Here is a 24243-nt window from a genome sequence, read left to right as displayed (position 1 = left end):
CGGCGCTTCCTTTTCCCCCATGCAGGAGTATTCGGCCAGGCGCTCTGTTCTGGGATGTTGCCGTTCCTTTCTGCAGTGCGCGGTGCTTCTATCGCTGCGTTTGGCGTGTGTAAAACCTGGCAGGCACAGACGATTTCTCTGGTTGGAGGTGGCATTCGATTACACATCGGCGTCGTATTCGGTACACACCTTCTGGCAACTGAACAAAGGACTTATTTGCATAAGAAATTGTCAGCCCCGTCAAATGCTTGCAATGGGTGGCGCGTCACCGCCACGTTGTGTACGATGCGCGCCGGGTTGAATCAGGCTGGAAGCTGCCTGGCGCCTTTGAATCAGCGCATCAAAAAGTGCATTGATTTCAGGTGTCAAGGCTGGAGCCTGGCGTGGCAGGTGTCTGGAGATTTCGTTTTGTACTCTCCGTTCGCCATGACACATGTGACGTCGAGTGAGCGCTCGGGTCGCGAGAAAGGAGCCGCCTCGAGCGGTTTTTTTGTTTCAGCGTATTCGCTTTACCGTCTCGCTGGTCGACTGGCCTTTTCGCCGTCGGTCGAGTGGGGCGCGCTACATGGACGGGGTCGGTCGTCTCCGGTGCTGATGCTTCTTTATATAGAAGCCGTGCCAGACGCGTCGCCGAGGGTGCAAGGCGCTGTTCTTCCTTGCGCCGCTGCGCTCCGCTTTCGTCCTATAAATCCGCCCTTTTTCAGTAGGGTGACTTCTTGAGTATGACCCACTAGAATGCATGCCCTTGATTCTGGGGTCGGAAACGGCCGGCTAACGTCTGTGCAACGAGGAATATCCATGCAAGTTTCTGTTGAAAACACTTCCGCTCTTGAGCGCCGCATGACCATTGGCGTGCCCGCCGAACGCATCGAGACTGAAGTCAACAAGCGTCTGCAGCAGACCGCGCGTAAAGCCAAGATCCCGGGCTTCCGCCCAGGCAAGGTGCCTATGAGCGTGATCCGTCAGCGTTACGAAGACGGCGCACGTCAGGAAGCGCTGGGCGATCTGATTCAGGCTACCTTTTACGAAGCTGTGGTTGAGCAGAAGCTGAACCCGGCCGGTGCTCCTGCTGTAGAGCCCAAGTCCTTTGAAAAGGGCAAAGATCTGGAATACGTGGCTACTTTTGAAGTATTCCCGGAATTCACCGTTGCCGGTTTCGAGACCATCACGGTAGAGCGTCTGTCCGCCGATGTGGCTGACAGCGACCTGGACAACATGCTGGAAGTGCTGCGCAAGCAGAACGTCCGTTTTGAGGTGACCGATCGCGCCGCCCAGAACGAAGACCAGTTGAACATCGATTTCGTGGGCAAGGTCGACGGCGAAGTCTTCGCTGGCGGTTCTGCCACCGCTACCCAGCTGGTTCTGGGTTCCGGCCGCATGATCCCAGGCTTCGAAGACGGGCTGGTTGGCGCCAAGGCCGGTGAAGAGCGCGTGCTGAACGTGACCTTCCCGGAGGACTATCAGAACCTCGAACTGGCTGGTAAAGCCGCCGAGTTCACCGTGACGGTCAATACCGTTTCCGAGCCAAAGCTGCCTGAGCTGAACGAAGAGTTCTTCAAGCAGTTCGGTATCAAGGAAACCGGCATCGAAGGCTTCCGCACCGAAGTTCGCAAGAACATGGAGCGCGAGCTGCGTCAGGCGATCAAATCCAAGGTCAAGAATCAGGTGATGGACGGTCTGCTGGCCGCCAACCCGATCGAAGTGCCTAAAGCGCTGCTGGAAAACGAAGTCAATCGTCTGCGCGTTCAGGCTGTTCAGCAGTTTGGTGGCAACATCAAGCCTGACCAGCTGCCGGCCGAGCTGTTCGAAGAACAAGCCAAGCGTCGCGTCGAGCTGGGCCTGATCGTTGCCGAGGTGGTCAAGCAGTTCGACCTCAAGCCTGATGACGCTCGCGTGCGTGAGATGATCCAGGAAATGGCGTCCGCTTATCAGGAGCCGGAGCAGGTTGTGGCCTGGTACTACAAGAACGAGCAGCAAATGAACGAAGTACGTTCTGTTGTGCTTGAAGAGCAAGTTGTAGATACTGTTTTGCAGAAAGCTAGCGTGACCGACAAATCGGTCTCCTACGAAGAAGCTGTCAAGCCGGTGGAAGCTCCAAAAGCCGACTGATTTCTCTTTTCGTGCGAAAACACCCACAAGCCAGCCTTCGCGCTGGCTTGTGCGTATTCAAGACTCGACTATTTGGGAGTGAATGCAGGACATGTCCCGCAATTCTTATATTCAGCAGAACTCTGACATCCAGGCCGCTGGCGGCCTGGTCCCGATGGTTATCGAGCAGTCCGCCCGTGGCGAACGCGCCTATGACATCTATTCGCGCCTTCTCAAGGAGCGAGTCATCTTTATGGTTGGTCCGGTAGAGGACTACATGGCCAACCTTATCGCGGCGCAACTGCTTTTCCTTGAAGCGGAAAACCCGGACAAGGATATCCATCTTTACATCAACTCACCGGGCGGTTCGGTGACTGCAGGCATGTCGATCTACGACACCATGCAGTTCATCAAGCCCGACGTTTCGACCATCTGTATCGGTCAGGCGTGCAGCATGGGTGCATTCCTGCTGGCAGGTGGTGCAGAAGGCAAGCGTCATTGCCTGCCCAACTCGCGGATGATGATTCACCAGCCGCTGGGCGGTTTCCAGGGTCAGGCGTCGGACATCGACATCCATGCCAAGGAAATCCTGCACATCCGTCACCGTCTTAACTCGTTGCTGGCGCATCACACCGGCCAGAGCCTCGAAACCATCGAGCGTGACACCGAGCGTGACAACTTCATGAGCGCAGAGCGTGCGGCTGAATATGGCCTGATCGATTCTGTGATCAACAAGCGTCAAATGCCTGCCTAAGCGGCTCAAAATGTAGGGGGTCGGCATAACCGACCGCCTGCGGACTTGAAAAAGCCCGCAATAGCCTTCATCTTGTGTTGCAAGCCTACCGGATTGGATCGATCGAATGACTGACACCCGCAACGGCGAGGACAACGGCAAATTGCTCTATTGCTCCTTCTGTGGCAAAAGCCAGCATGAAGTGCGCAAATTGATTGCCGGCCCCTCGGTCTTTATCTGCGACGAGTGCGTCGACCTGTGCAATGACATCATCCGCGAGGAGGTGCAGGAAGCACAGGCAGAAAGCAGCGCGCATAAATTGCCTTCGCCTAAAGAAATCAGCGGCATCCTTGACCAGTACGTCATCGGTCAGGAACGTGCCAAAAAGGTTCTCGCGGTAGCGGTGTACAACCACTACAAGCGCCTGAACCAGCGTGACAAGAAAAACGACGATGTCGAGCTGGGCAAGAGCAACATCCTGCTCATCGGCCCGACGGGTTCCGGCAAGACGCTGCTGGCCGAAACGCTGGCTCGCCTGCTCAATGTCCCGTTCACCATCGCTGACGCCACCACCCTGACCGAAGCCGGTTACGTGGGTGAGGACGTCGAAAACATTATCCAGAAGCTGTTGCAGAAATGTGATTACGATGTCGAGAAGGCCCAGATGGGTATTGTCTACATCGATGAAATCGACAAGATTTCGCGCAAATCCGACAACCCTTCGATTACTCGTGACGTGTCCGGCGAAGGCGTGCAACAAGCCTTGCTGAAACTGATCGAGGGCACCGTGGCTTCCGTTCCGCCTCAGGGCGGGCGCAAGCATCCACAGCAGGAATTCCTGCAGGTGGACACGCGTAACATCCTCTTTATTTGCGGTGGTGCCTTCTCGGGCCTGGAAAAGGTCATTCAGAACCGTTCCACCCGTGGCGGCATCGGCTTCAACGCCGAAGTACGCAGCAAGGAGGAGGGCAAGAAGGTGGGCGAATCCCTGCGTGAAGTCGAGCCTGACGATCTGGTCAAGTTCGGTCTGATCCCGGAATTCGTGGGCCGTCTGCCGGTGCTCGCCACGCTAGACGAACTGGATGAGGCTGCTCTGATCCAGATCCTCACCGAGCCGAAGAACGCGCTGACCAAGCAGTACGCCAAGCTGTTCGAGATGGAAGGCGTGGACCTCGAGTTCCGCACCGACGCGCTGAAATCGGTTGCCCGTCGTGCGCTGGAGCGCAAGACCGGTGCCCGTGGTCTGCGTTCGATTCTCGAAGGCGTGCTGCTCGACACCATGTACGAGATCCCGTCGCAAAGCGATGTGAGCAAGGTGGTGATCGACGAAAGCGTTATCGACGGAACGTCCAAGCCGTTGCTGATCTACGAGAACAGCGAGCCGCCTGCCAAGGTAGCTCCTGACGCGTAAACCACAGTTGTGCGTTTGCGTGTGAAGTGACACGAAAGGGGGCCCTTGAGGTCCCCTTTTGCATTTTCAGTCAGTTCATTCGTCTTGTATGAAGAATCTGATCTTGGCGGGGCGTTTCACTAGAGCTTGTTTTTTTTGAACACTACCCCCATCTTGGCTTCAAGCTAATTCCATCTGTCCCGGCCGATTGGCCGCTGTAGAGGCGAAATCATGAAGACCACTATTGAATTGCCTCTTTTGCCATTGCGTGATGTCGTGGTGTATCCGCATATGGTTATCCCGCTGTTCGTGGGGCGCGAGAAGTCTATCGAAGCCCTTGAAGCAGCGATGACAGGCGACAAGCAGATCCTGCTGCTTGCGCAAAGAAACCCGGCTGACGACGATCCTGACGAAAAGGCGTTGTACAGCGTAGGAACAATTGCGACTGTCCTGCAGTTGCTCAAGCTGCCTGATGGCACGGTCAAGGTGCTGGTCGAGGGTGAGCAGCGCGGCTCGGTTGAGCGCTTCATCGAAGTCGATGGCCATTACCGTGCCGACGTAGCGCTGATCGACGAAGTCGACGCGCCGGATCGTGAGTCCGAAGTCTTTGTGCGCAGCCTGCTGGCTCAGTTCGAGCAGTACGTGCAGTTGGGCAAGAAGGTCCCTGCAGAAGTCCTGTCGTCGCTTAACAGCATCGATGAGCCTGGTCGCCTGGTAGACACCATGGCAGCGCACATGGCGCTCAAGATCGAGCAGAAGCAGGAAATACTCGAGATTATCGACCTGTCGGCCCGTGTCGAGCACGTGCTGGCCCTGCTGGACGCTGAAATCGATCTGTTGCAGGTCGAAAAACGCATTCGCGGTCGCGTCAAAAAGCAAATGGAACGCAGCCAGCGCGAGTACTACCTGAATGAGCAGATGAAGGCCATTCAGAAAGAACTGGGCGATGGCGACGAAGGCCACAACGAAATCGAAGAGCTGAAAAAGCGCATCGATGCGGCCGGGCTGCCAAAAGACGCGCTGGCCAAGGCCACTGCCGAGCTGAACAAGCTCAAGCAGATGTCGCCGATGTCTGCCGAAGCGACCGTGGTGCGCACTTACATCGACTGGCTGGTTCAGGTGCCGTGGAAGGCACAGAGCAAAGTGCGTCTGGACCTGGCGCGTGCTGAGGCGATTCTCGACGCTGACCATTACGGTCTTGACGAGGTCAAGGAACGTATCCTCGAATACCTCGCTGTGCAGAAGCGCGTGAAGAAAATTCGCGGTCCTGTGTTGTGCCTGGTAGGGCCGCCCGGTGTGGGTAAAACCTCTCTGGCAGAGTCGATTGCCAGTGCGACCAATCGCAAGTTTGTACGTATGGCACTCGGTGGCGTGCGCGATGAAGCCGAGATTCGGGGTCATCGTCGAACTTATATCGGTTCGATGCCAGGAAGATTGATTCAAAAGATGACAAAGGTGGGCGTTCGCAACCCGCTGTTCCTGCTCGATGAAATCGACAAGATGGGCAGCGACATGCGTGGCGATCCTGCTTCGGCGCTGCTTGAGGTGCTTGATCCCGAGCAGAACCATAATTTCAACGATCACTACCTGGAAGTCGACTACGACCTCTCGGACGTGATGTTTCTCTGCACCTCGAACTCGATGAACATCCCGCCGGCGTTGCTGGACCGGATGGAAGTCATTCGCTTGCCGGGCTACACCGAAGACGAAAAGATCAACATCGCCGTCAAATACCTCTCGCCCAAGCAGATTCAGGCTAACGGCCTGAAGAAAGGCGAGATTCAATTCGACGAGGAAGCGATCCGCGACATCATCCGTTATTACACCCGTGAAGCGGGCGTGCGCGGACTGGAGCGGCAGATTGCCAAGGTTTGCCGCAAGGCAGTCAAAGAACACACGATGGAAAAACGTTTCTCCGTGCACGTCACGGCGGAGATGCTTGAGCACTTCCTGGGTGTGCGTAAATTCCGCTACGGCCTCGCCGAGCAGCAGGATCAGATCGGTCAGGTAACCGGGCTGGCGTGGACGCAGGTGGGCGGTGAGTTGCTGACCATCGAAGCCGCCGTTGTGCCGGGCAAAGGGCAGTTGATCAAGACCGGTTCGCTGGGCGATGTGATGGTCGAATCCATCACCGCTGCACAGACCGTGGTGCGCAGCAGGGCCCGTAGCCTGGGCATTCCAGCGGATTTCCACGAGAAACACGACACGCATATTCACATGCCTGAAGGGGCAACTCCGAAGGACGGTCCAAGCGCAGGCGTGGGCATGTGTACTGCTCTTGTATCGGCACTCACACAGATTCCGGTGCGTGCGGATGTGGCGATGACCGGTGAAATCACCCTGCGCGGACAAGTGCTGGCGATTGGTGGTTTGAAGGAAAAACTGCTCGCGGCGCATCGCGGCGGCATCAAGACAGTGATCATTCCGGAAGAGAATGTGCGTGATTTGAAGGAGATTCCTGACAACATCAAACAGGATCTGCAGATCAAGCCCGTTAAATGGATTGACGAAGTCCTGCAAATTGCGCTGCAATACGCGCCGGAGCCGTTGCCGGATACAGCTACCGATCTGGTCGCAAAGGACGAAAAACGCGAGACTGACTCTAAGGACAGAATTAGCACGCATTAAGACTGGACAGGCTTCCTTGACAGCTTTTTAGAGCCCTTGTTATAAAGCGGCTCTTTAAAGCAATCACTGGCAAGCCTTCCTGCGCTCGTTTTGCTTAACACCTAAAACTTAGAAACGTACTCAAAATAGAGATAAGGGGACTTAGAGTGAACAAGTCGGAACTGATTGATGCTATCGCTGCATCTGCTGATATCCCGAAAGCTGCTGCTGGCCGCGCGCTGGACGCAGTGATCGAATCCGTCACTGGCGCTCTGAAGGCTGGCGACTCGGTTGTTTTGGTTGGCTTTGGTACGTTCTCCGTGACTGATCGTCCTGCTCGCATCGGTCGTAATCCTCAGACCGGTAAAACGCTGGAAATCGCTGCTGCTAAAAAACCAGGTTTCAAAGCCGGTAAAGCCCTCAAAGAAGCTGTCAACTAAGCCTCTCGATGCCTTTGCCCGCTGGGTCGGACCAGGTCTGATCCAGTAGCGGAGCGGTGGTGCATTCGGTTGCAACACCGAAGGGTTCGAGCCCTCCCGCTTCGTAAGTTACGAGAAGGCGCATCCTCGGATGCGCCTTTCTTCTATCCGCTTTCTACCCACGCTCCGCGGTTGGTTAGTCAGTACCACCGTTTTGGGGGACGCAAATGCTGCAGAACATCAGGGACAATTCACAAGGCTGGATTGCCAAGACAATTATCGGAATCATCATCGCCTTGATGGCCTTCACCGGCATTGAGGCGCTGTTTACCGCTACCAGCAACAAGCAGAACGCAGCTGAAGTCAACGGCGAGGACATTTCTCAGAATGAGTTGAGTCAGGCTGTCGACATGCAGCGTCGTCAGTTGGCTCAGCAGCTCTCGCAGCAACTGGGCAAGGATTTCGATCCTGCCATGCTGGATGAAAAGCTGTTGCGTGATTCGGCACTCAAAGGCCTGATCGATCGCAAGCTGCTGCTGCAGGGTGCAGCCGACGCCAAATTCTCGTTTTCCGAAGCAGCGCTGGATCAGCAGCTGTTGCAGACGCCTGAGTTCCAGGTCGATGGCAAATTCAGTGCTGACCGTTTCGATCAGGTGATTCGTCAGCTCGGTTACAGCCGTCTGCAGTTCCGCCAGATGCTGGGTCAGGAAATGCTCATTGGTCAGGTACGTGCGGGTGTTGCGGGCAGTGCCTTCGTCACCGACGCACAGGTTGAAGCCTTCGCCCGTCTGGAAAAGCAGACGCGTGATTTCGCTTCGCTGACCCTGCCAGCCGATCCGTCGGCAGTCAAAGTGACTGACGATGAAGTCAAGGCCCACTACGACCAGCATGCCAAGGAGTTCATGAGCCCTGAGCAGGTCGTGCTTGATTACATCGAGTTGAAGAAATCGTCTTTCTTCGACAAGGTTCAAGTCAAGGACGAGGACTTGCAGGCGGCTTATCAGAAAGAAATCGCCAACCTCTCCGAACAGCGTCGTGCAGCGCACATTCTGATCGAAGTGAACGACAAGCTGAACGATGAGCAGGCCAAGGCGAAGATTGAAGAAATTCAACAGCGTCTGGCCAAGGGTGAAGATTTTGCGGCGCTGGCCAAGGAATACTCGCAGGACCCTGGCTCGTCGAACAAGGGCGGTGACCTGGGCTACGCAGGCAAGGGCGTCTATGATCCGGCTTTTGAAGACGCGCTGTATGCGTTGAACAAGGACCAGGTTTCGCAGCCGGTACGTACCGACTTCGGCTGGCATCTGATCAAGCTGCTGGGCGTTGAAGCGCCTTCGGTGCCGACTTTCGCCAGTCTCAAGGACAAGCTGACCACTGATCTCAAGTCGCAGCAGGTCGAGCAGAAGTTTGTCGAAGTGACCAAGCAACTGGAAGATTCAGCCTTTGAATCCTCCGACCTGACTCAGCCGGCTCAGGATCTGGGTCTGAAGGTTCAGACCACTGCGCCATTCGGCCGTGAGGGCGGCGAAGGTCTGACTGCCAACCGTGCGGTCATCCAGGCGGCATTCAGCCCGGAAGTGCTTGAAGAAGGTTCCAACAGCAACACGCTGGAGCTGGACCCGGAGACTGTAGTTGTGGTGCGCTCCAAAGAGCATCTGCAACCGCAGCAGCTGCCACTTGAAAGCGTTGCCGGCTCGATTCGCGCTCAACTGGTCAAGGAGCATGCTTCGGCGGCTGCCAAGGCCAAGGGCGAAGCGCTGCTGGCAGGTCTGCGCGATGGCAAGATTCCATTGGCTGCCAAGCAGGAAGGTCGTGACTGGAAAGTGATGGAGGCGGTGACACGCAGCCAGGAAGGGGTTGATCCTCAAGTGCTGCAGACGCTGTTCCGCATGCCCAAGCCTGTTGGCAAGGACAAGCCGGAATTCGCCAGCATCACTGCATCGGATGGCAGCTTCGTGATTGTCCGTCTCAATGGCGTTAATCAGGCGGCTGCGCCGACTGATGCCGAGAAGGCACAGTACCGTCGCTTCCTCTCCTCGCGTGAGGGGCAGCAGGATTTCGCCGCGTACCGTGCACAGCTGGAAAGCAAGGCGAAGATCGAGAAGTTCTAAGCTCGAAACCCGCCCAAAAAGAAGGCCGCTCATTGAGCGGCCTTCTTTTTTGCACGAAAACTGTCTGCAGGAAAATGCCGCTCGCGAGGAGCGGCTCTTGCCGTGCTTACTCGTCCATGCTGCCCATCGCGGTGGTGTTGAAACCGCCGTCGACGTACATGATTTCACCGCTGATGCCCGACGCCAGGTCAGAGCACAGGAACGCGCCGGCATTGCCGACTTCGTCGATAGTGACGTTGCGGCGCAGAGGGGTCTGCGCTTCGTTGGCAGCCAGCATCTTGCGGAAGTTCTTGATGCCCGAGGCGGCCAGGGTGCGGATCGGACCCGCCGACACAGCGTTGACGCGCGTGCCTTCCGGGCCGAGGCTGCCAGCCAGGTAACGAACGCCAGCTTCCAGGCTGGCCTTGGCCATGCCCATGACGTTGTAGTTAGGCATGGTGCGCTCTGCGCCCAGGTACGACAGGGTCAGCAGGCTACCATTGCGGCCTTTCATCATTTCGCGACCGGCCTTGGCCAGTGCCACGAAGCTGTAGGCGCTGATGTCGTGAGCAATGCGGAAGCCTTCACGGGTGGTGGCGTTGGTGAAGTCGCCATCGAGCTGGTCGCCCGGAGCGAAGCCGACCGAGTGAACGATCACGTCCAGGCCGTCCCATTTCTTGCTCAGCGCTTCAAAGACCTTGTTGATCTCTTCGTCGCTGGCGACATCGCAAGGGAAGCACAGCTCAGGGCCTGAACCCCAGCCTGCGGCGAACTCTTCGACACGACCCTTGAGTTTGTCGTTCTGGTAGGTGAAAGCAAGCTCTGCACCTTCACGATGCATGGCGGCGGCGATACCGGATGCGATGGACAGTTTACTGGCGACACCGACGATCAGGACGCGCTTACCGGCGAGAAAACCCATGTGTTGTTCCTCTTCAGGTTAATCGACAGCTACCGGCGCCAAAAAGGCGGCCTCCAGCAGCTGCTGTGTATAAGGATGTTGCGGTGCGGCGAAGATTTCCTGCGCTGCACCCTGTTCGACCACTTGGCCTTGCTTGACCACCATCAACTGGTGGCTCAGCGCTTTGACGACAGCCAGGTCATGGCTGATGAACAAATACGTCAGGTTGTACTTGGTTTGCAGCGAGCGAAGCAGCTCGACTACCTGGCGCTGCACGGTCCGGTCGAGGGCCGAAGTCGGCTCGTCCAGCAGTATCAGCTCCGGCTTCAACACCAGTGCCCGGGCAATGGCGATCCGCTGACGTTGACCACCGGAGAACTCATGGGGGTAGCGGTGCCGGGTATCCGGGTCCAGACCTACTTCCCTGAGCGCTTCGATAATCGCTGTCTGTTGCTCGGCAGCTGTGCCCATGTCGTGGATACGCAGGCCTTCGCCAACGATTTCACCCACCGACATGCGCGGACTCAAACTGCCGAACGGGTCCTGGAAAACCACCTGCATCTGCCTGCGCAACGGACGAATCTGCTGTTGCGACAGGGAGTTTAGCGCGTTGCCCTTGAAACGTATGGTGCCCTGGCTGCCGATCAGTCGGAGAATCGCCAGCCCCAGCGTTGATTTGCCCGAGCCGCTTTCACCCACGATACCCAGTGTCTGGCCCTGAGGCAGGCTGAAGCGAATACCGTCGACTGCCTTGACGTGGTCGACGGTGCGCTTGAGCAGGCCCTTTTTGATCGGGAACCAGACTTTCAGGTCCTCGACCTCAAGCAGCGGAGCACCGGCCGGGTTGGTCGAAGGACCGCCGCTGGGCTCTGCGCTGAGCAGAACTTTGGTGTACGGGTGCTGCGGCGAACGGAACAATTCTTCGCACGATGCCTGTTCGACGATGCAACCGCGCTGCATGACACATACGCGGTTGGCTATTTGCCTGACGACGTTCAAATCGTGGCTGATCAGCAGCAGTGCCATGCCCAGACGCGCCTGCAAGTGCTTGAGCAGTTCCAGGATCTTCAGCTGGACTGTCACATCCAGCGCGGTGGTCGGTTCATCGGCGATCAACAGCTCGGGTTCGTTGGCCAGGGCCATGGCGATCATTACACGCTGACGCTGGCCACCTGACAGCTCGTGTGGCAGGGCTTTGAGTCGTTTGCGTGGCTCGGGGATGCCGACCAGATCGAGAAGCTCCAGCGTGCGCTCAGTGGCTGCCTTGCCGGTCAGGCCTTTATGCAGGCCCAGCACTTCGTTGATCTGTTTTTCCACCGAGTGCAGCGGATTCAGCGAGGTCATCGGCTCCTGAAAGATCATGGCGATCCGGTTGCCCCGAATCGAGCGCAGTTTTTTCTCTTCGACTTTCAGCAGGTCTTCGCCAGCATAGCGGATGGTGCCGCTCGGATGGCTGGCGATCGGGTAGGGCAGCAGGCGCAGGATCGAATGCGCCGTAACGGATTTGCCCGAACCGCTTTCACCGACCAGCGCCAGGGTCTCGCCGCGGCGAATGTCGAAGCTGATGTTCTCGACCACGCGCTGCCGCGATTCGCCCGTCACGAACTCGACCGCCAGATCGCGGATTTCGATCAGATTGTCATTGTTCATCTTATTTCCTCGGGTCGAATGCATCGCGGGCAGATTCGCCGATGAACACCAGCAGACTCAGCATGATGGCCAGCACCGCAAAGGCACTGATGCCCAGCCACGGTGCTTGCAGATTGGATTTGCCCTGCGCCACCAGTTCGCCCAGTGAAGGCGAGCCTGCCGGCAGGCCGAAGCCGAGGAAGTCCAGAGCGGTCAGCGTGCCGATGGCGCCGGTCAGAATGAACGGCAGAAAAGTCATGGTCGAGACCATCGCGTTGGGCAGAATGTGGCGGAACATGATCGCGCCATTTTCCATGCCCAGTGCCCGTGCGGCGCGTACGTACTCCAGGTTGCGGCCGCGCAGGAACTCGGCGCGCACCACGTCGACCAGGCTCATCCAGGAAAACAGCAGCATGATACCCAGCAGCCACCAGAAATTGGGCTGCACGAAGCTGGCCAGAATGATCAGCAGGTAGAGCACCGGCAAGCCGGACCAGACTTCCAGAAAGCGCTGGCCCAGCAAATCGACCCAGCCGCCGTAAAAGCCCTGCAAGGCACCGGCTATCACTCCGATGATCGAGCTGAGGATGGTCAGGGTCAGGGCGAACAGCACGGAAATCCTGAAGCCGTAGATGACCCGCGCCAACACGTCACGGCCCTGATCGTCAGTGCCCAGCAGATTGTCTCGCGACGGCGGGGCAGGCGCCGGGACTTTCAGGTCGTAGTTGATGCTCTGGTAGCTGAACGGAATCGGTGCCCACAAGGTCCAGCCATCCTTTGCCGCGAGCAGTTCCTTGATGTACGGGCTCTTGTAATTGGCTTCCAGCGGGAATTCGCCACCAAAGGTGGTTTCCGGGTAACGCTCGAACACCGGGAAGTACCAGCTGCCGTCGTAGCGCACGGCGAGTGGCTTGTCGTTGGCGATCAGTTCGGCGCCCAGGCTGAGGCCGAACAGGATGAGGAACAGCCACAGTGACCACCAGCCACGTCGGTTGGCCTTGAAGCGTTCGAAGCGGCGGCGATTGAGAGGGGATAGCTTCATATCAATGCTTCCTGCTTTCAAAGTCGATGCGCGGGTCAACCAGGGTGTAGGTGATGTCACCGATCAGCTTCACCACCAGCCCCAGCAGGGTGAAGATGAACAGCGTGCCGAACACCACCGGATAGTCACGGTTGATAGCGGCTTCGAAACTCATCAGGCCCAGGCCATCCAGCGAGAAGATCACTTCCACCAGCAGCGAGCCGGTGAAGAAGATGCCGATGAAGGCCGAAGGGAAGCCGGCGATCACCAGCAGCATGGCGTTGCGGAACACATGGCCGTACAGCACCTTGTGGTTGCTCAGGCCCTTGGCTTTGGCGGTCGTCACATACTGCTTGCTGATTTCATCGAGAAAACTGTTCTTGGTCAGCAGGGTCATGGTGGCGAAGTTGCCGATCACCAGCGCGGTTACCGGCAGCACCAGGTGCCAGAAGTAATCGAAGATCTTGCCCAGCGTGCTCAACTCGTCATAGTTGTTGGACGTCAGGCCGCGCAGCGGGAACCAGTTGAAATAGCTGCCACCGGCAAATACCACGATCAACAGGATGGCAAACAGGAAGGCCGGGATCGCATAGCCGACGATGATCGCCGAGCTGGTCCAGACGTCGAACTGGCTGCCGTGCCGGGTAGCCTTGGCGATCCCCAGCGGGATCGACACCAGGTACATGATCAGCGTGCTCCATAACCCGAGGGAAATGGACACCGGCATCTTCTCGACAATCAGGTCGATGACCTTGGCATCACGAAAGAAGCTGTCGCCGAAGTCCAGCGTGGCGTAGTTCTTGATCATGATCCACAGACGTTCCGGTGCCGACTTGTCGAAACCGTACATGCGTTCGATTTCCTTGATCAGTGCCGGGTCGAGGCCTTGCGCGCCACGGTAGTTGGAGCCCGCCACTGAGACCTCTGCACCGCCACCGGCAATCCGGCTGGTAGCACCGTCGAAGCCTTCGATCTTGGCGATCATCTGCTCCACCGGGCCGCCGGGGGCCGCCTGGATGATGATGAAGTTGATGACCAGGATGCCGAACAGGGTCGGGATGATCAGCAGCAGCCGTCGCAGAATATAAGCCAGCATGTTATTGCTCCGCGTTCGCAGGCTTGGCCTGATCAGAGGCTGATGGAGTCGCCGTCACTGGCTTGACGTCCGGCTTTGCCCACCAGGTCATCAGGCCGATATCGGACAGCGCCTTGGCTTTCGGGTGGTCTATGTGGTTCCAGTAAGCCACCCGCCAGGTCTTGATGTGCCAGTTGGGAACGATATAGAAACCCCACAGCAATACCCGATCAAGCGCTTTGGTGTAGGTGATCAGGCTGGCCCGGGAGTCGGCATTGATCAGGCCGTTCACCAGCGTATCGACTGCCGGGTCCTTCAGGCTCATCACGTTGCGACTGCCCGGATTGTCGGCGCTGGAGGAGTCGAAGTACACGCGCTGCTCGTTGCCCGGCGAGCTGGATTGCGGAAAGCTGCTGACAATCATGTCGTAGTCCCGCGACCGCAGGCGGTTGATGTACTGCGAAACGTCGGCCCGGCGAATCACCAGCTCGATGCCCAGATCGCTCAGGTTGCGCTTGTAGGGCAGCAGAATGCGCTCGAACTCGGTCTGGGCGATCAGGAACTCCAGCTTCACCGGGTTGCCCTGGGCATCGACCATCTTGTCGTTGACCACTTTCCAGCCTGCTTCCTGCAACAGCTGAAAGGCGCGACGCTGTTGCGGGCGGATCATGCCGCTGCCGTCGGTGACCGGTAACTGGAAGGGTTCGCTGAACACCCGGTCCGGAATCTTGCCGCGCAACGGTTCAAGGATTTTCAGTTCTTCGGCGGAGGGCAGGCCGCTGGAGGCCATTTCCGAATTGTCGAAATAACTCTTGGTGCGGCTGTAGGCACCATTGAACAGCTGCTTGTTGGTCCACTCGAAGTCCAGCAGCAAGGTCAGTGCTTCGCGCACTCGCACATCCTGAAATACCGGTTTGCGCAAATTGAAAACGAAACCCTGCATGCCGGTCGGATTGCCGTTGGGCAGTTCCTCCTTGATCAATCGGCCTTCCCTGATGGCGGGCGTATCGTAAGCCGTTGCCCAGTTCTTGGCGCTGGTCTCCAGCCAGTAATCGAACTGACCGGCCTTGCCTGCTTCCAGTGCAACCGTGTTGTCGCGGTAATAGTCAGTGGTCAGGACATCAAAGTTGTAGAAGCCCTTGTTGATGGGCAGGTCCTTGGCCCAGTAGTCCTTGACCCGCTCGTAGCGCACCGAGCGGCCCGCTTTTACATCGATCACTTTGTACGGGCCGCTGCCCAGCGGAAATTCCAGGTTGCCCTTGCTGAAATCACGGTCTGCCCAGAAGTGCTTGGGCAGGACCGGCAACTGGCCAAGGATCAGCGGCATTTCCCGACTGCCCTTGTGCTTGAATTTGAACAGTACACGCAGCGGATCTTCAACGGTGACCTGATCGACGTCGGCGTAGTAACCCTTGTACATGGGCGAGCCATGTTCCATCAGGGTCTTGAAGCTGAATTCGACATCTTCGGCGCGGATCGGGTGGCCGTCATGGAAGCGCGCTTCGGGCCGCAGATAGAAGCGCACCCAACTGTTGTCCGGCGCTTTCTCGATTTTGCCGGCGACCAGTCCGTATTCACTAAAGGGTTCATCCAGGCTTGCACGAGCCAGGGTGTCGTAGATCAGTCCGATGTCGTCCGCGGGCACGCCTTTGTTGATGAACGGGTTGAGGCTGTCGAAGCCGCCGAAGCCGGCTTGCCGGAAGGTGCCGCCCTTGGGCGCATCCGGGTTCACGTAGTCGAAATGCTTGAAGTCGGCCGGGTATTTCGGCGCTTCGTCGTACAGCGTCACGGCATGCTGGGGCGCAGCCTGCACCGCGCAGGCCAGGCTGGCCAGCAGCAGAGCGGCTGCCTGCGAGCACAGAGAGTGCAATCGGTTCATCGGGGCTTCTCCAGAGTCTTGAGCCACCACGCGCGCAGCCCCAGGGTGTAGGGCGGGGTAGTGACCATGGCGAATCGGTTGCGATAGGCAAGCCGGTGATTGTTCAGGTACCAGTTGGGAATGCTGTAGTGCTGGGACAGCAGCACGCGGTCCAGCGCCCGTGCAGCGGCGACTTGTTCATCTCGGGTCTGTGCAGCCAGCAGTTTGTTCAGCAGTGCATCGACCACCGGGTTGGCAATACCTGCATAGTTCTTGCTGCCGCTGATCGTGGCCTGGCTGGAGTGGAAGTACTGCCACTGCTCAAGGCCGGGGCTCAGCGTCTGTTGCAGGGTCATGAGAATCATGTCGAAGTCGAAACGGTCCAGACGCTGCTTGTACTGGGCGCGATCGACGGTGCGCACGCCGGCATCGATGCCCATGCGGCGCAGGTCTTCGATGTAGGGTTGCAGGATGCGTTCAAGGTTGGGATTGACCAGCAGAATCTCGAAACGCAGCGGCTGCTTGTCAGCGTTGAGCAAGCCGTGGTCGGTGAGCGTCCAGCCTGCATCGCTCAGCAGTTTGAGGGCCTTGCGCAGGGTTTCGCGCGGAATGCCGCCGCCATCGGTCTTCGACGGCGCGAACGGCTGGGTGAACAGGCTGGCCGGCAGTTGATCGCGGTAAGGCGCCAGCAACAGCCATTCCGCACCGGTCGGCAGGCCGGTCGCGGAAAACTCGCTGTTGGGGTAATAGCTGGTCGAGCGGTCATACGCGTCACTGAACAGTGTGCGGTTGGTCCATTCGAAGTTGAACAGCAGCCCCAGGGCTTCGCGCACCCGGATATCGGCGAATGCGGCGCGCCGGGTGTTCATGAACAGCCCTTGCGTCTGCGTCGGTATACGGTGCGGGATTTGTGCCTTGATCACCTGACCGTTGGCGACTGCGGGAAAGTTGTAGCCAGTCGACCAGTTCTTGGCCTGATGCTCGATGTAGATATCGAATTCGCCCGCCTTGAACGCCTCGAAAGCGACGTCGCTGTCGCGGTAGAACTCGACCTCGACCCGGTCGAAATTGTATTTGCCGCGATTGACCGGCAAATCCTTGCCCCAGTAATCCTTGACGCGCTCGAACACCAGCTGGCGTCCTGGCTGCACGCGGGTAATGCGATACGGCCCACTGCCCAGTGGCGGTTCAAAGGTGGTGGCTTTGAAATCGCGATCTTTCCAGTAATGCTGGGGCAGCACCGGCATTTCGCCCAGGCGCAAAATCAGCAGCGGGTTGCCGGAGCGCTTGAACACAAAACGGATGCGATGCCGGTTAAGAATGTCGACGCGCTGCACTTCCTGCAAGGCCGTGCGGTATTGCGGGTGACCGTCCTTGAGCAGCGTCCGGTAGGAAAACGCCACGTCGTAAGCCGTGATCGGCTTGCCGTCATGAAAGCGCGCCTGCGGGCGCAGGTTGAACACCACCCAGCTGCGGTTTTCGCTGTATTCCACTGACTGGGCGATCAGCCCGTAGCTGGAAGTCGGTTCATCACCGGACGGGTCGTACTGGCCGGTGCCGACCATCAGGGGTTCGTTGAGTTCGTTGACGCCGTACTGCAGGAAGTTTCCGGTCGAAACCGGGCTGCTGCCCTTGAAGGTGTAAGGGTTGAGCGTATCGAAGGTGCCGAACGCCATCATTCTCAGGGTGCCACCTTTCGGCGCCTCGGGATTGACCCAGTCGAAATGAGTAAAGCTGGCCGGGTACTTGAGGACGCCAAACTGCGCATAACCATGGCTTTCGGTTATGGCTGCATTGGCGCAGAAGCTCAAGGCCAGACTGACGATTAGCAGGAAGGGACGTATCACGATCCAGGCGACTTGGGCTTTCGGGTCGCTAACAGTAACAGCTTGTCCTTGCAGGAAAAAGACTACAGGCGAGGGTGTTGCGAGGACTGCGCAGGCCGCTCGCCCCGAGCTGATTCGAGGGCAAGTGGCCGACGTCATCAATGCGGCAGGTAGACGGTCAGGGTCTGACCGGGCTTGAGGGCTTGTCCACTGCGTGGATTCCAGCGCTTGAGATGTTGCATCTCGACGTTGAAGCGCTTGGCGACCAGGTACATGGAGTCGCCTTTCTGGATCTTGTACTGCATGGACTTCTTGTCACCGTCCTTTGCACTGGCGCTGGCAACGGCCTTGCTGCTGACCTTGCCGGCACTCTTGCTGGTGGTGTCCTGCATGACCAGGGTCTGACCGACGCTGAGCTTTTTGCCGGACAGCTTGTTCCAGCGTTGCAGGTCTTCGACGTCGACCTTGTTGGCCTGAGCGATGGTGGTCAGATTGTCACCACTGCGGACCTTGTAACTGCGGGTGCGTGACGGTTTATCGTTGCTGGCCAGTGCTTCAAACACCGGCTGCGAGGTTTCCAGCCCCGGCCTGACCGGAATGCTCAGTGACTGACCGACTTTCAGGCGATTGCCCGCCAGCTTGTTGTTGCCCTTGAGTGAACTGACCGTGACCTTATAGCGGCTGGCCAGACTTTCGAGCGTATCGCCTCTGCGCACCCGGTAAGGCTGCCAGGCGATCATCTCTTCCTGCTTCATGGTCGACAGGCTGGCGGTCAGCAGTTGCGCCTTGGAAGTGGGCACCAGCAGGTGCTGAGGGCCGTCAATGGTCAGACGCTTGTTGTACGCCGGGTTGAGCTGGATCAGCTCGTCCTCGTCGATATCAGCGGCGCTGGCCACCTTGGAAAGATCAACACGCTTGTTGAGCTCGACCACTTCGAAATAGGGCCGATTGGCAATCGGGTTGAGGTTGACACCATAGGCCTCTGGCGAAAGCACGACCTGCGACAGCGCCAACAGCTTGGGCACGTAGTCACGGGTTTCCTGCGGCAGCGGCAGGTTCCAGTAGTCGGTCGGCAGGTTGAGCTTGTCGTTACGTTCTATGGCGCGGCTCACGGTACCTTCGCCCGCGTTATAGGCTGCCAGCGCCAGCAACCAGTCACCATTGAACATGTCATGCAGACGGGTCAGGTAATCGAGTGCGGCGACGGTCGATGCCTGAATATCGCGTCGCCCGTCATAAAAGCTGGTCTGGCGCAGGTTGAAGTAACGGCCGGTAGACGGGATGAACTGCCAGAGACCGACGGCCTGGCTGCGTGAAACCGCCATCGGGTTATAGGCGCTCTCGATCACCGGCAGCAGGGCCAGCTCAAGCGGCATGTTGCGTTCTTCAAGGCGCTCGACGATGTAATGCATGTACAGGCTGCCGCGCTCGCCAGCGTTTTCCAGGAAGGACGGGTTGTTGGCGAACCACAGACGCTGCTGATCGATACGCGGGTTTTGGTCGTTGCCTTGCTGCAATTGAAAGCCCTGGCGCATACGCTCCCAGACATCCTGCGGCGGAGCCAGCGGAGTAGTGGGCTTATGAGTCAGGAAAATCGGTTTTTGCTTGATTCCGGCGGCCAGGTTTGGCGAACGGTGACTGTCGGCGGGGTTGACACTGGCGGTGCTCTGGCAACCGGCCAGCAGCGCACTCGCGGTGACGGCCACGGCCTGAGCCAACCGAGTCAATGCGTCCGAATGTGAAGGCTTGCTGATAGATGACGACATTGTTCGGGGGGTACATCCAGACGAAAATGTCGGGCGATTCTAGGAAGCAGCCTGCCGTCGGTCAACCATTCAGAATTTTATTGCGGTTTCATGGTCGGTTCAGAACTTATCTTTCCAGGCCCTCAAGCAAGCAAAGACCGCACTTTGCGAGGTGTTTTGCTTGCCGCTCCGTTCGTCCGCTTTTTCTTTAACGGATGTTTCGTGGGTACGCAGGAACGGGTTTGTACGTTTTTCCAGCGCCAGGGTCGAAGGCAGGCTGATGCGGTTTTCGGCACGCAGCCGGGTCACGTCTGCCAGTCGTTCGGCAATGTCCCGGTTTTCCGGTTCGACGGCGTGGGCGAAGCGCAGATTGCTCAGTGTGTATTCGTGCGCGCAGTAGACGGACGTGCTGTCCGGCAACCCGGCCAGTCGTTGCAGTGAATCATGCATCTGCTGCGGCGTGCCTTCGAACAGGCGTCCGCAGCCTGCTGCAAACAAGGTATCGCCACTGAACAGCAGCGGCGTCGTGGCGTCGTCATGATAGAAGGCAATGTGGCCCAGCGTATGGCCCGGAACGGCGTGCACCGCGAATTCGAGCCCGAGTACGGTAAGCCGGTCCTGGTCGGCCAGCGCGACGTCGCGTGCCGGAATATTTTCCGTGGCAGGGCCCAGGACACGCGCCTGAGTCACCTGTTTGAGCTGAACCACGCCACCGACGTGATCGTTATGGTGGTGGGTGATCAGAATATCGGTGAGTCGATACTCGGGATTCTGCGCCAGCCAGGCCAGCACCGGTTGCGCGTCGCCCGGATCGACCACCGCACACTGCTGGCTGGAAAGGTCTTGTAACAACCATATGTAGTTGTCATTGAAAGCGGGAAGGGCGTGAATCTGTATCATGGCGCAGTTCGCATAGCGGCGGACAATCGTGCATCTTAGAGTTTGTTGCCGCTGCATGCGAGCACCTCTGGAGGAGAACTCATGACCGATGAAGCGTTCGCTCAGGCTGATCCTGAGTGGCTTGCATTGATCCGCGCTGCCCGTGAATGGCTTGCAGGGCCACTGGGACAGCTCCTGCTTGAAGAGGAGCGACGGGTTCTCGATGAAGAACTCGGGCGTTATTTCGGCGGCTATCTGGTTCACTATGGCCCTTCGGCAGAATCACCGCCGGTTGCTCCGCAAGTGCAGCGCAATGTAAGGCTCGGCGCGCCGTTGCCGGGGGTCGAGATTGTCTGTGAAGAGCAGGCCTGGCCATTGAGCGAGCATGCGGCCGATGTGGTGGTGTTGCAGCACGGCCTGGATTTCTGCCTGTCGCCCCACGGGTTGCTGCGCGAGGCCGCCAGCAGCGTGCGTCCCGGCGGGCATTTGCTGATCATCGGGATCAACCCTTGGAGCACCTGGGGTGTGCGGCACGTTTTTGCGCGTGACGCGCTGCGCAAGGCCCGTTGCATTTCGCCTTCGCGCGTCGCCGACTGGCTGAATCTGCTGGGCTTCGCGCTGGAGAAACGGCGCTTCGGATGCTATCGTCCGCCCCTTGCTTCAGCGGCATGGCAGTCTCGCCTGATAGGCCTCGAAAGCCTCGGCGACGGACGTCAGAGCCCCGGCGGCGGCTTCTATCTTCTGGTGGCGCGCAAGCTGGTGGTAGGCCTGCGGCCCGTGCGTCAGGTCCGTCGCGAGCCGATCGGCAAGCTGATTCCAATGCCGATGGCCAAGGTCAGTCGCACTACCCTGGAGCTGGAGCCCTGATTCATGGGGCAGCGGCTCCGAAGGCTGCACATGCCCTGTAACGAAGCCCATCATTGTGGAAAAGATTGTAATGAGCGATAGCGTTGAACTCTTCACCGACGGCGCCTGCAAGGGTAACCCTGGCCCCGGCGGCTGGGGAGCCCTGCTGGTCTGCAAGGGGGTCGAGAAAGAACTGTGGGGCGGCGAAGCCAATACCACCAACAACCGCATGGAGCTGACCGGTGCCATTCGCGGGCTTGAAGAACTGAAGCGTCCCTGCGAAGTCACGCTGGTCACCGATTCGCAATACGTCATGAAAGGCATCACCGAATGGATGCCCAACTGGAAAAAGCGCGGCTGGAAGACGGCGGCCAAGGAACCGGTCAAGAACGCCGACCTCTGGCAACTGCTGGATGAGCAGGTCAGCCGCCATACCGTCAAATGGCAATGGGTGCGTGGCCACATCGGCCATCCCGGCAACGAGCGTGCCGACCAACTGGCCAACCGTGGTGTCGACGAAGTGCGTGGTATCAAACACGGTTGACACCGGGCCGGGTTGAAGGCTTGCAAAGGCCGCGGCGTGCTAAGATCGCCGCCTGTAGATGAGGCAAGAGTCAATGTCAGTGCAAAACCTGGATAACAGATCCATCGTACTCGATACCGAGACTACCGGTATGCCGGTCACCGATGGCCACCGCATCATCGAGATCGGTTGCGTCGAGTTGATAGGCCGCCGCCTGACGGGGCGGCATTTTCACGTGTATCTGCAACCCGACCGTGAAAGTGACGAAGGCGCCATCGGTGTTCACGGTATCACCAACGAGTTTCTGGTCGGTAAACCCCGGTTTGCCGAAGTCGCCGATGAATTCTTCGAGTTCATCAAAGGCGCGCAGTTGATCATCCATAACGCGGCGTTCGATGTTGGTTTCATCAACAACGAATTCGCGTTGATGGGCGCGCAGGACAAGGCGGACATCACCCGGCACTGCTCGATTCTCGACACGCTGATGATGGCCCGCGAACGCCATCCGGGGCAGCGCAACAGCCTTGATGCATTGTGCAAACGCTACGGCGTCGACAACTCGGGCCGTGAACTGCACGGCGCGTTGCTCGACTCCGAGATTCTGGCGGAAGTCTATCTGTCCATGACCGGCGGGCAGACCAGCCTGTCGCTGGCTGGTAATGCATCTGACGGTAATGGTTCGGGCGAGGGCGGCGGCAGTCGTGGCAGCGAGATTCGCCGTTTGCCGGCTGATCGTCAGCCTTGCCGCGTCATTCGTGCCAGTGAAAGTGAGCTGGCCGAGCATGAAGTACGTATGAGCACCATCGCCAAGGCCTCCGGCGCACCAGCGCTATGGGTTCAGATGCTGGACGCCGGGGCGCAGGCATCTTCCTGAAGGCGAGCGGTGACATGAACATGGCTGCTAATCCTGCCTTGAGCATTCGGGTCGCAGACGAGTGCTTCGAGGACTACATCCTCAACAGTGAATTCACCTTTACCGTGTGCGGTTTTGCTCAGGCCCGTATCGGTGAAAGCGTCGAGTCTTGGCCAGTCGAGCCGGTCGAGCCGTACCGCAAGAATTACGGCATCGATTCTCAGGAGTTCACCGATCATCGCGATGCGGCGTCAAGCTCTGTCATGGTTGCCTGGCTGGACGGCCGCGCGGTCGGGCACATCGTCATGAGTACCCACTGGAGCGGCTTTGCCTACATCGACGAACTGGCCGTGGACGAGTCGGCACGTCGCCATGGCGTAGCCCGCTCGCTGCTCGATGTCGCACAGTTCTGGAGTCGCAAGCGCAATCTGCCCGGTATCGTTCTGGAAACCCAGAACAACAACCTGGCGGCTTGTCGTTTATATGAGCGTTGTGGCTACGTGGTAGGCGGGGTGGACCATATGCGCTATCGAGGCATTGATCCACACACTCGTGAAACCGCTATCTTCTGGTATCTGATTTTTCCCGAAGCCTGACACAAGCGTGTCGAAGGCAAAGGGATCGTTGTCATCCCGGAATACGGGTCATCTGTACGCCGGATTGCACCAGCTCAAAACTGTCTCCACCCAGATGTTTGACCCGGTCACCGATTGCCAGCCTGTAGGTCGTTACCGGTTGCCCACTCTGCGCCTCATCCGGCTGCGATTCCTGGAACTCATGCACCGGGTAGACACGACCTTCGGCGTCTCTGGCATGAAATTGTCCGACGAGAACTGAAGCCATTTGCTCACTAACCTCTGAAACTGAATATAACTGCTGGTTTACAAAACTATCGAGGCTTGTAGACCACTGATCTATAGGGGAGTTTGCCCGAAGGAAAAAAATAATCGGGGTGGCTGGATAGTACTCGGGAATTGAACGGAGCGGGGGGCGTCTAAACCCTGCTTTTGTTCTATAGCTTACTTTCCCTTGAATCAGATGACGGATATTTTCATGAGCCAGGTTCACACCATTGCCGTATTGGTCGGCAGTCTGCGAAAAGAGTCCATCAACCGCAAAATCGCGCTTGCGCTGGCAGAGCTGGCACCTGCCAGCCTGAAATTGAATATCGTCGAGATCGGCGACCTGCCGTTGTACAACGAAGACATCGACGGCGATTCACCGCCGCCTGCATACACGGCCTTTCGCGAGCAATTGGGCGCTGCCGACGGCGTGTTGTTTGTCACCCCCGAATACAACCGCTCGGTGCCCGGCGCCCTTAAGAACGCCATTGATGTGGGCTCGCGTCCCTATGGCAAGAGTGCCTTCAGTGGCAAGCCGGGCGCAGTGATCAGCGCGTCTCCCGGTGCGGTCGGTGGCTTTGGTGCCAACCATCATCTGCGCCAGTCGCTGGTATTTCTGGATGTGCTGTGCCTGCAGCAGCCTGAAGCCTATCTGGGCGGTGCCGGGAGCTTTTTCGACGAGTCCGGCGCATTGTCCGATAAAACCAGGCCCTTCCTGCAGAAGTTCATCGATGCCTTCGCCGCCTGGGTCGACAAGAACGGCAGGGCTGCCGCCAACTGATTTTTTTGACGAAGCGCGCTTGCCGATCTATTGCTTTATGTAACGCAGGCGCTTCGGTCCATCCCCATAAGCTGTTTCCTTTTTCTCTGCCACGCGCCTGGGCGTTGTGCGCAGAGGCGCCCTCCAAAGGAAACAGT

20 protein-coding genes are annotated in these 24243 nt (G+C 58.2%); 11 read left to right on the top strand and 9 right to left on the bottom strand.

All coding sequences use genetic code 11. The annotated features are described in order from the left end of the window. Window positions 1–798 precede the first annotated feature (798 nt). The 6 genes from tig (at window position 799) to I9H07_RS15360 (ending at window position 9348) form a co-directional block, all read left to right on the top strand. Window positions 799–2109, top strand: a complete 1311-nt coding sequence (gene tig / locus I9H07_RS15385) for a trigger factor (RefSeq protein WP_024644948.1) — start codon at window positions 799–801, stop codon at window positions 2107–2109. Between the two features lie 91 nt (window positions 2110–2200). After that, window positions 2201–2842 (top strand): ATP-dependent Clp endopeptidase proteolytic subunit ClpP, encoded by a 642-nt coding sequence (clpP, locus tag I9H07_RS15380; protein WP_002552734.1) that lies wholly within the window; start codon window positions 2201–2203, stop codon window positions 2840–2842. Window positions 2843–2948: 106 nt separating this feature from the next. Beyond that, window positions 2949–4232, top strand: coding sequence for an ATP-dependent Clp protease ATP-binding subunit ClpX (clpX, locus tag I9H07_RS15375; RefSeq protein WP_002552735.1), 1284 nt, complete (start codon window positions 2949–2951; stop codon window positions 4230–4232). Window positions 4233–4442: 210 nt separating this feature from the next. Next, window positions 4443–6839 carry an endopeptidase La gene (gene lon / locus I9H07_RS15370; RefSeq protein ID WP_058391302.1) on the top strand — a complete coding sequence of 799 codons (2397 nt, stop codon included), beginning with the start codon at window positions 4443–4445 and terminating at the stop codon, window positions 6837–6839. 146 nt (window positions 6840–6985) lie between these two features. After that, on the top strand, window positions 6986–7258 hold the full coding sequence (locus I9H07_RS15365) for an HU family DNA-binding protein (RefSeq protein WP_002552737.1): 273 nt from the start codon (window positions 6986–6988) through the stop codon (window positions 7256–7258). A gap of 206 nt (window positions 7259–7464) precedes the next feature. After that, window positions 7465–9348, top strand: coding sequence for a SurA N-terminal domain-containing protein (locus I9H07_RS15360; protein ID WP_058391303.1), 1884 nt, complete (start codon window positions 7465–7467; stop codon window positions 9346–9348). 106 nt (window positions 9349–9454) lie between these two features. On the opposite strand, the gene fabI is transcribed toward I9H07_RS15360, so the two are convergent. From fabI to gloB, 8 genes are all read right to left on the bottom strand, one after another. Then, entirely contained in the window at window positions 9455–10249 is a 795-nt protein-coding gene (gene fabI, locus I9H07_RS15355) for an enoyl-ACP reductase FabI (RefSeq protein WP_024674122.1), read from the bottom strand. An 18-nt stretch (window positions 10250–10267) separates the two neighbouring features. Beyond that, complete coding sequence (locus I9H07_RS15350) at window positions 10268–11878, bottom strand: ABC transporter ATP-binding protein (protein WP_058391304.1); 1611 nt, start codon at window positions 11876–11878, stop codon at window positions 10268–10270. 1 nt (window position 11879) lies between these two features. Then, window positions 11880–12899, bottom strand: a complete 1020-nt coding sequence (locus I9H07_RS15345) for an ABC transporter permease (protein WP_024644944.1) — start codon at window positions 12897–12899, stop codon at window positions 11880–11882. A gap of 1 nt (window position 12900) precedes the next feature. Further along, complete coding sequence (locus I9H07_RS15340; protein ID WP_024674120.1) at window positions 12901–13974, bottom strand: microcin C ABC transporter permease YejB; 1074 nt, start codon at window positions 13972–13974, stop codon at window positions 12901–12903. A 1-nt stretch (window position 13975) separates the two neighbouring features. Then, the gene (locus tag I9H07_RS15335) at window positions 13976–15832 is read right to left on the bottom strand and encodes an extracellular solute-binding protein (RefSeq protein ID WP_236423233.1); all 1857 of its coding nucleotides are present in this window, start codon (window positions 15830–15832) and stop codon (window positions 13976–13978) included. Further along, the gene (locus I9H07_RS15330) at window positions 15829–17658 is read right to left on the bottom strand and encodes an extracellular solute-binding protein (RefSeq protein ID WP_058824753.1); all 1830 of its coding nucleotides are present in this window, start codon (window positions 17656–17658) and stop codon (window positions 15829–15831) included. The genes I9H07_RS15335 and I9H07_RS15330 overlap by 4 nt, the downstream gene beginning before the upstream one ends. Before the next feature lie 137 nt (window positions 17659–17795). After that, window positions 17796–19403 carry a LysM peptidoglycan-binding domain-containing protein gene (locus tag I9H07_RS15325; protein ID WP_024674117.1) on the bottom strand — a complete coding sequence of 536 codons (1608 nt, stop codon included), beginning with the start codon at window positions 19401–19403 and terminating at the stop codon, window positions 17796–17798. 99 nt (window positions 19404–19502) lie between these two features. Further along, window positions 19503–20282 (bottom strand): hydroxyacylglutathione hydrolase, encoded by a 780-nt coding sequence (gene gloB / locus I9H07_RS15320; RefSeq protein ID WP_024674116.1) that lies wholly within the window; start codon window positions 20280–20282, stop codon window positions 19503–19505. Between the two features lie 81 nt (window positions 20283–20363). Between gloB and I9H07_RS15315 the strand changes: the two genes are divergently transcribed. The 4 genes from I9H07_RS15315 to I9H07_RS15300 all read left to right on the top strand — a co-directional run bounded on the left by I9H07_RS15315 (window position 20364) and on the right by I9H07_RS15300 (window position 23079). After that, on the top strand, window positions 20364–21128 hold the full coding sequence (locus tag I9H07_RS15315) for a methyltransferase domain-containing protein (RefSeq protein WP_024674115.1): 765 nt from the start codon (window positions 20364–20366) through the stop codon (window positions 21126–21128). Window positions 21129–21198: 70 nt separating this feature from the next. Next, window positions 21199–21651, top strand: a complete 453-nt coding sequence (rnhA, locus tag I9H07_RS15310) for a ribonuclease HI (RefSeq protein ID WP_007250330.1) — start codon at window positions 21199–21201, stop codon at window positions 21649–21651. Window positions 21652–21724: 73 nt separating this feature from the next. Further along, window positions 21725–22504, top strand: coding sequence for a DNA polymerase III subunit epsilon (gene dnaQ / locus I9H07_RS15305; protein ID WP_058824749.1), 780 nt, complete (start codon window positions 21725–21727; stop codon window positions 22502–22504). 14 nt (window positions 22505–22518) lie between these two features. Beyond that, on the top strand, window positions 22519–23079 hold the full coding sequence (locus I9H07_RS15300; protein ID WP_024674113.1) for a GNAT family N-acetyltransferase: 561 nt from the start codon (window positions 22519–22521) through the stop codon (window positions 23077–23079). Between the two features lie 31 nt (window positions 23080–23110). Here the strand turns inward: I9H07_RS15300 and I9H07_RS15295 are convergent, their stop codons facing one another. Continuing rightward, a complete protein-coding gene (locus tag I9H07_RS15295) occupies window positions 23111–23326 on the bottom strand; it encodes a hypothetical protein (protein ID WP_024674112.1) in 216 nt (71 codons plus the stop codon). Between the two features lie 210 nt (window positions 23327–23536). Here I9H07_RS15295 and I9H07_RS15290 point away from each other — a divergent pair, with 210 nt between their 5' ends. Beyond that, window positions 23537–24106, top strand: coding sequence for an NADPH-dependent FMN reductase (locus I9H07_RS15290; protein ID WP_024674111.1), 570 nt, complete (start codon window positions 23537–23539; stop codon window positions 24104–24106). The last annotated feature ends 137 nt before the right edge of the window (window positions 24107–24243 follow it).

Origin of the sequence: Pseudomonas syringae (assembly GCF_023278085.1) — a bacterium.
GTDB lineage: Bacteria > Pseudomonadota > Gammaproteobacteria > Pseudomonadales > Pseudomonadaceae > Aquipseudomonas > Aquipseudomonas syringae_Q.
Note: the sequence above shows the minus strand (reverse complement) of the source record. Positions and strands in the feature narration are given on the sequence as shown.

Bases quoted from the DNA above. Each gene is read 5' to 3' on its own strand.
- tig (WP_024644948.1), top strand. From the start codon at position 799: ATGCAAGTTTCTGTTGAAAACACTTCCGCTCTTGAGCGCCGCATGACC.
- clpP (WP_002552734.1), top strand. From the start codon at position 2,201: ATGTCCCGCAATTCTTATATTCAGCAGAACTCTGACATCCAGGCCGCT.
- clpX (WP_002552735.1), top strand. From the start codon at position 2,949: ATGACTGACACCCGCAACGGCGAGGACAACGGCAAATTGCTCTATTGC.
- lon (WP_058391302.1), top strand. From the start codon at position 4,443: ATGAAGACCACTATTGAATTGCCTCTTTTGCCATTGCGTGATGTCGTG.
- I9H07_RS15360 (WP_058391303.1), top strand. From the start codon at position 7,465: ATGCTGCAGAACATCAGGGACAATTCACAAGGCTGGATTGCCAAGACA.
- fabI (WP_024674122.1), bottom strand. From the start codon at position 10,249: ATGGGTTTTCTCGCCGGTAAGCGCGTCCTGATCGTCGGTGTCGCCAGT.
- I9H07_RS15350 (WP_058391304.1), bottom strand. From the start codon at position 11,878: ATGAACAATGACAATCTGATCGAAATCCGCGATCTGGCGGTCGAGTTC.
- I9H07_RS15345 (WP_024644944.1), bottom strand. From the start codon at position 12,899: ATGAAGCTATCCCCTCTCAATCGCCGCCGCTTCGAACGCTTCAAGGCC.
- I9H07_RS15340 (WP_024674120.1), bottom strand. From the start codon at position 13,974: ATGCTGGCTTATATTCTGCGACGGCTGCTGCTGATCATCCCGACCCTG.
- I9H07_RS15335 (WP_236423233.1), bottom strand. From the start codon at position 15,832: ATGAACCGATTGCACTCTCTGTGCTCGCAGGCAGCCGCTCTGCTGCTG.
- I9H07_RS15325 (WP_024674117.1), bottom strand. From the start codon at position 19,403: ATGTCGTCATCTATCAGCAAGCCTTCACATTCGGACGCATTGACTCGG.
- gloB (WP_024674116.1), bottom strand. From the start codon at position 20,282: ATGATACAGATTCACGCCCTTCCCGCTTTCAATGACAACTACATATGG.
- I9H07_RS15315 (WP_024674115.1), top strand. From the start codon at position 20,364: ATGACCGATGAAGCGTTCGCTCAGGCTGATCCTGAGTGGCTTGCATTG.
- rnhA (WP_007250330.1), top strand. From the start codon at position 21,199: ATGAGCGATAGCGTTGAACTCTTCACCGACGGCGCCTGCAAGGGTAAC.
- dnaQ (WP_058824749.1), top strand. From the start codon at position 21,725: ATGTCAGTGCAAAACCTGGATAACAGATCCATCGTACTCGATACCGAG.
- I9H07_RS15300 (WP_024674113.1), top strand. From the start codon at position 22,519: ATGAACATGGCTGCTAATCCTGCCTTGAGCATTCGGGTCGCAGACGAG.
- I9H07_RS15295 (WP_024674112.1), bottom strand. From the start codon at position 23,326: ATGGCTTCAGTTCTCGTCGGACAATTTCATGCCAGAGACGCCGAAGGT.
- I9H07_RS15290 (WP_024674111.1), top strand. From the start codon at position 23,537: ATGAGCCAGGTTCACACCATTGCCGTATTGGTCGGCAGTCTGCGAAAA.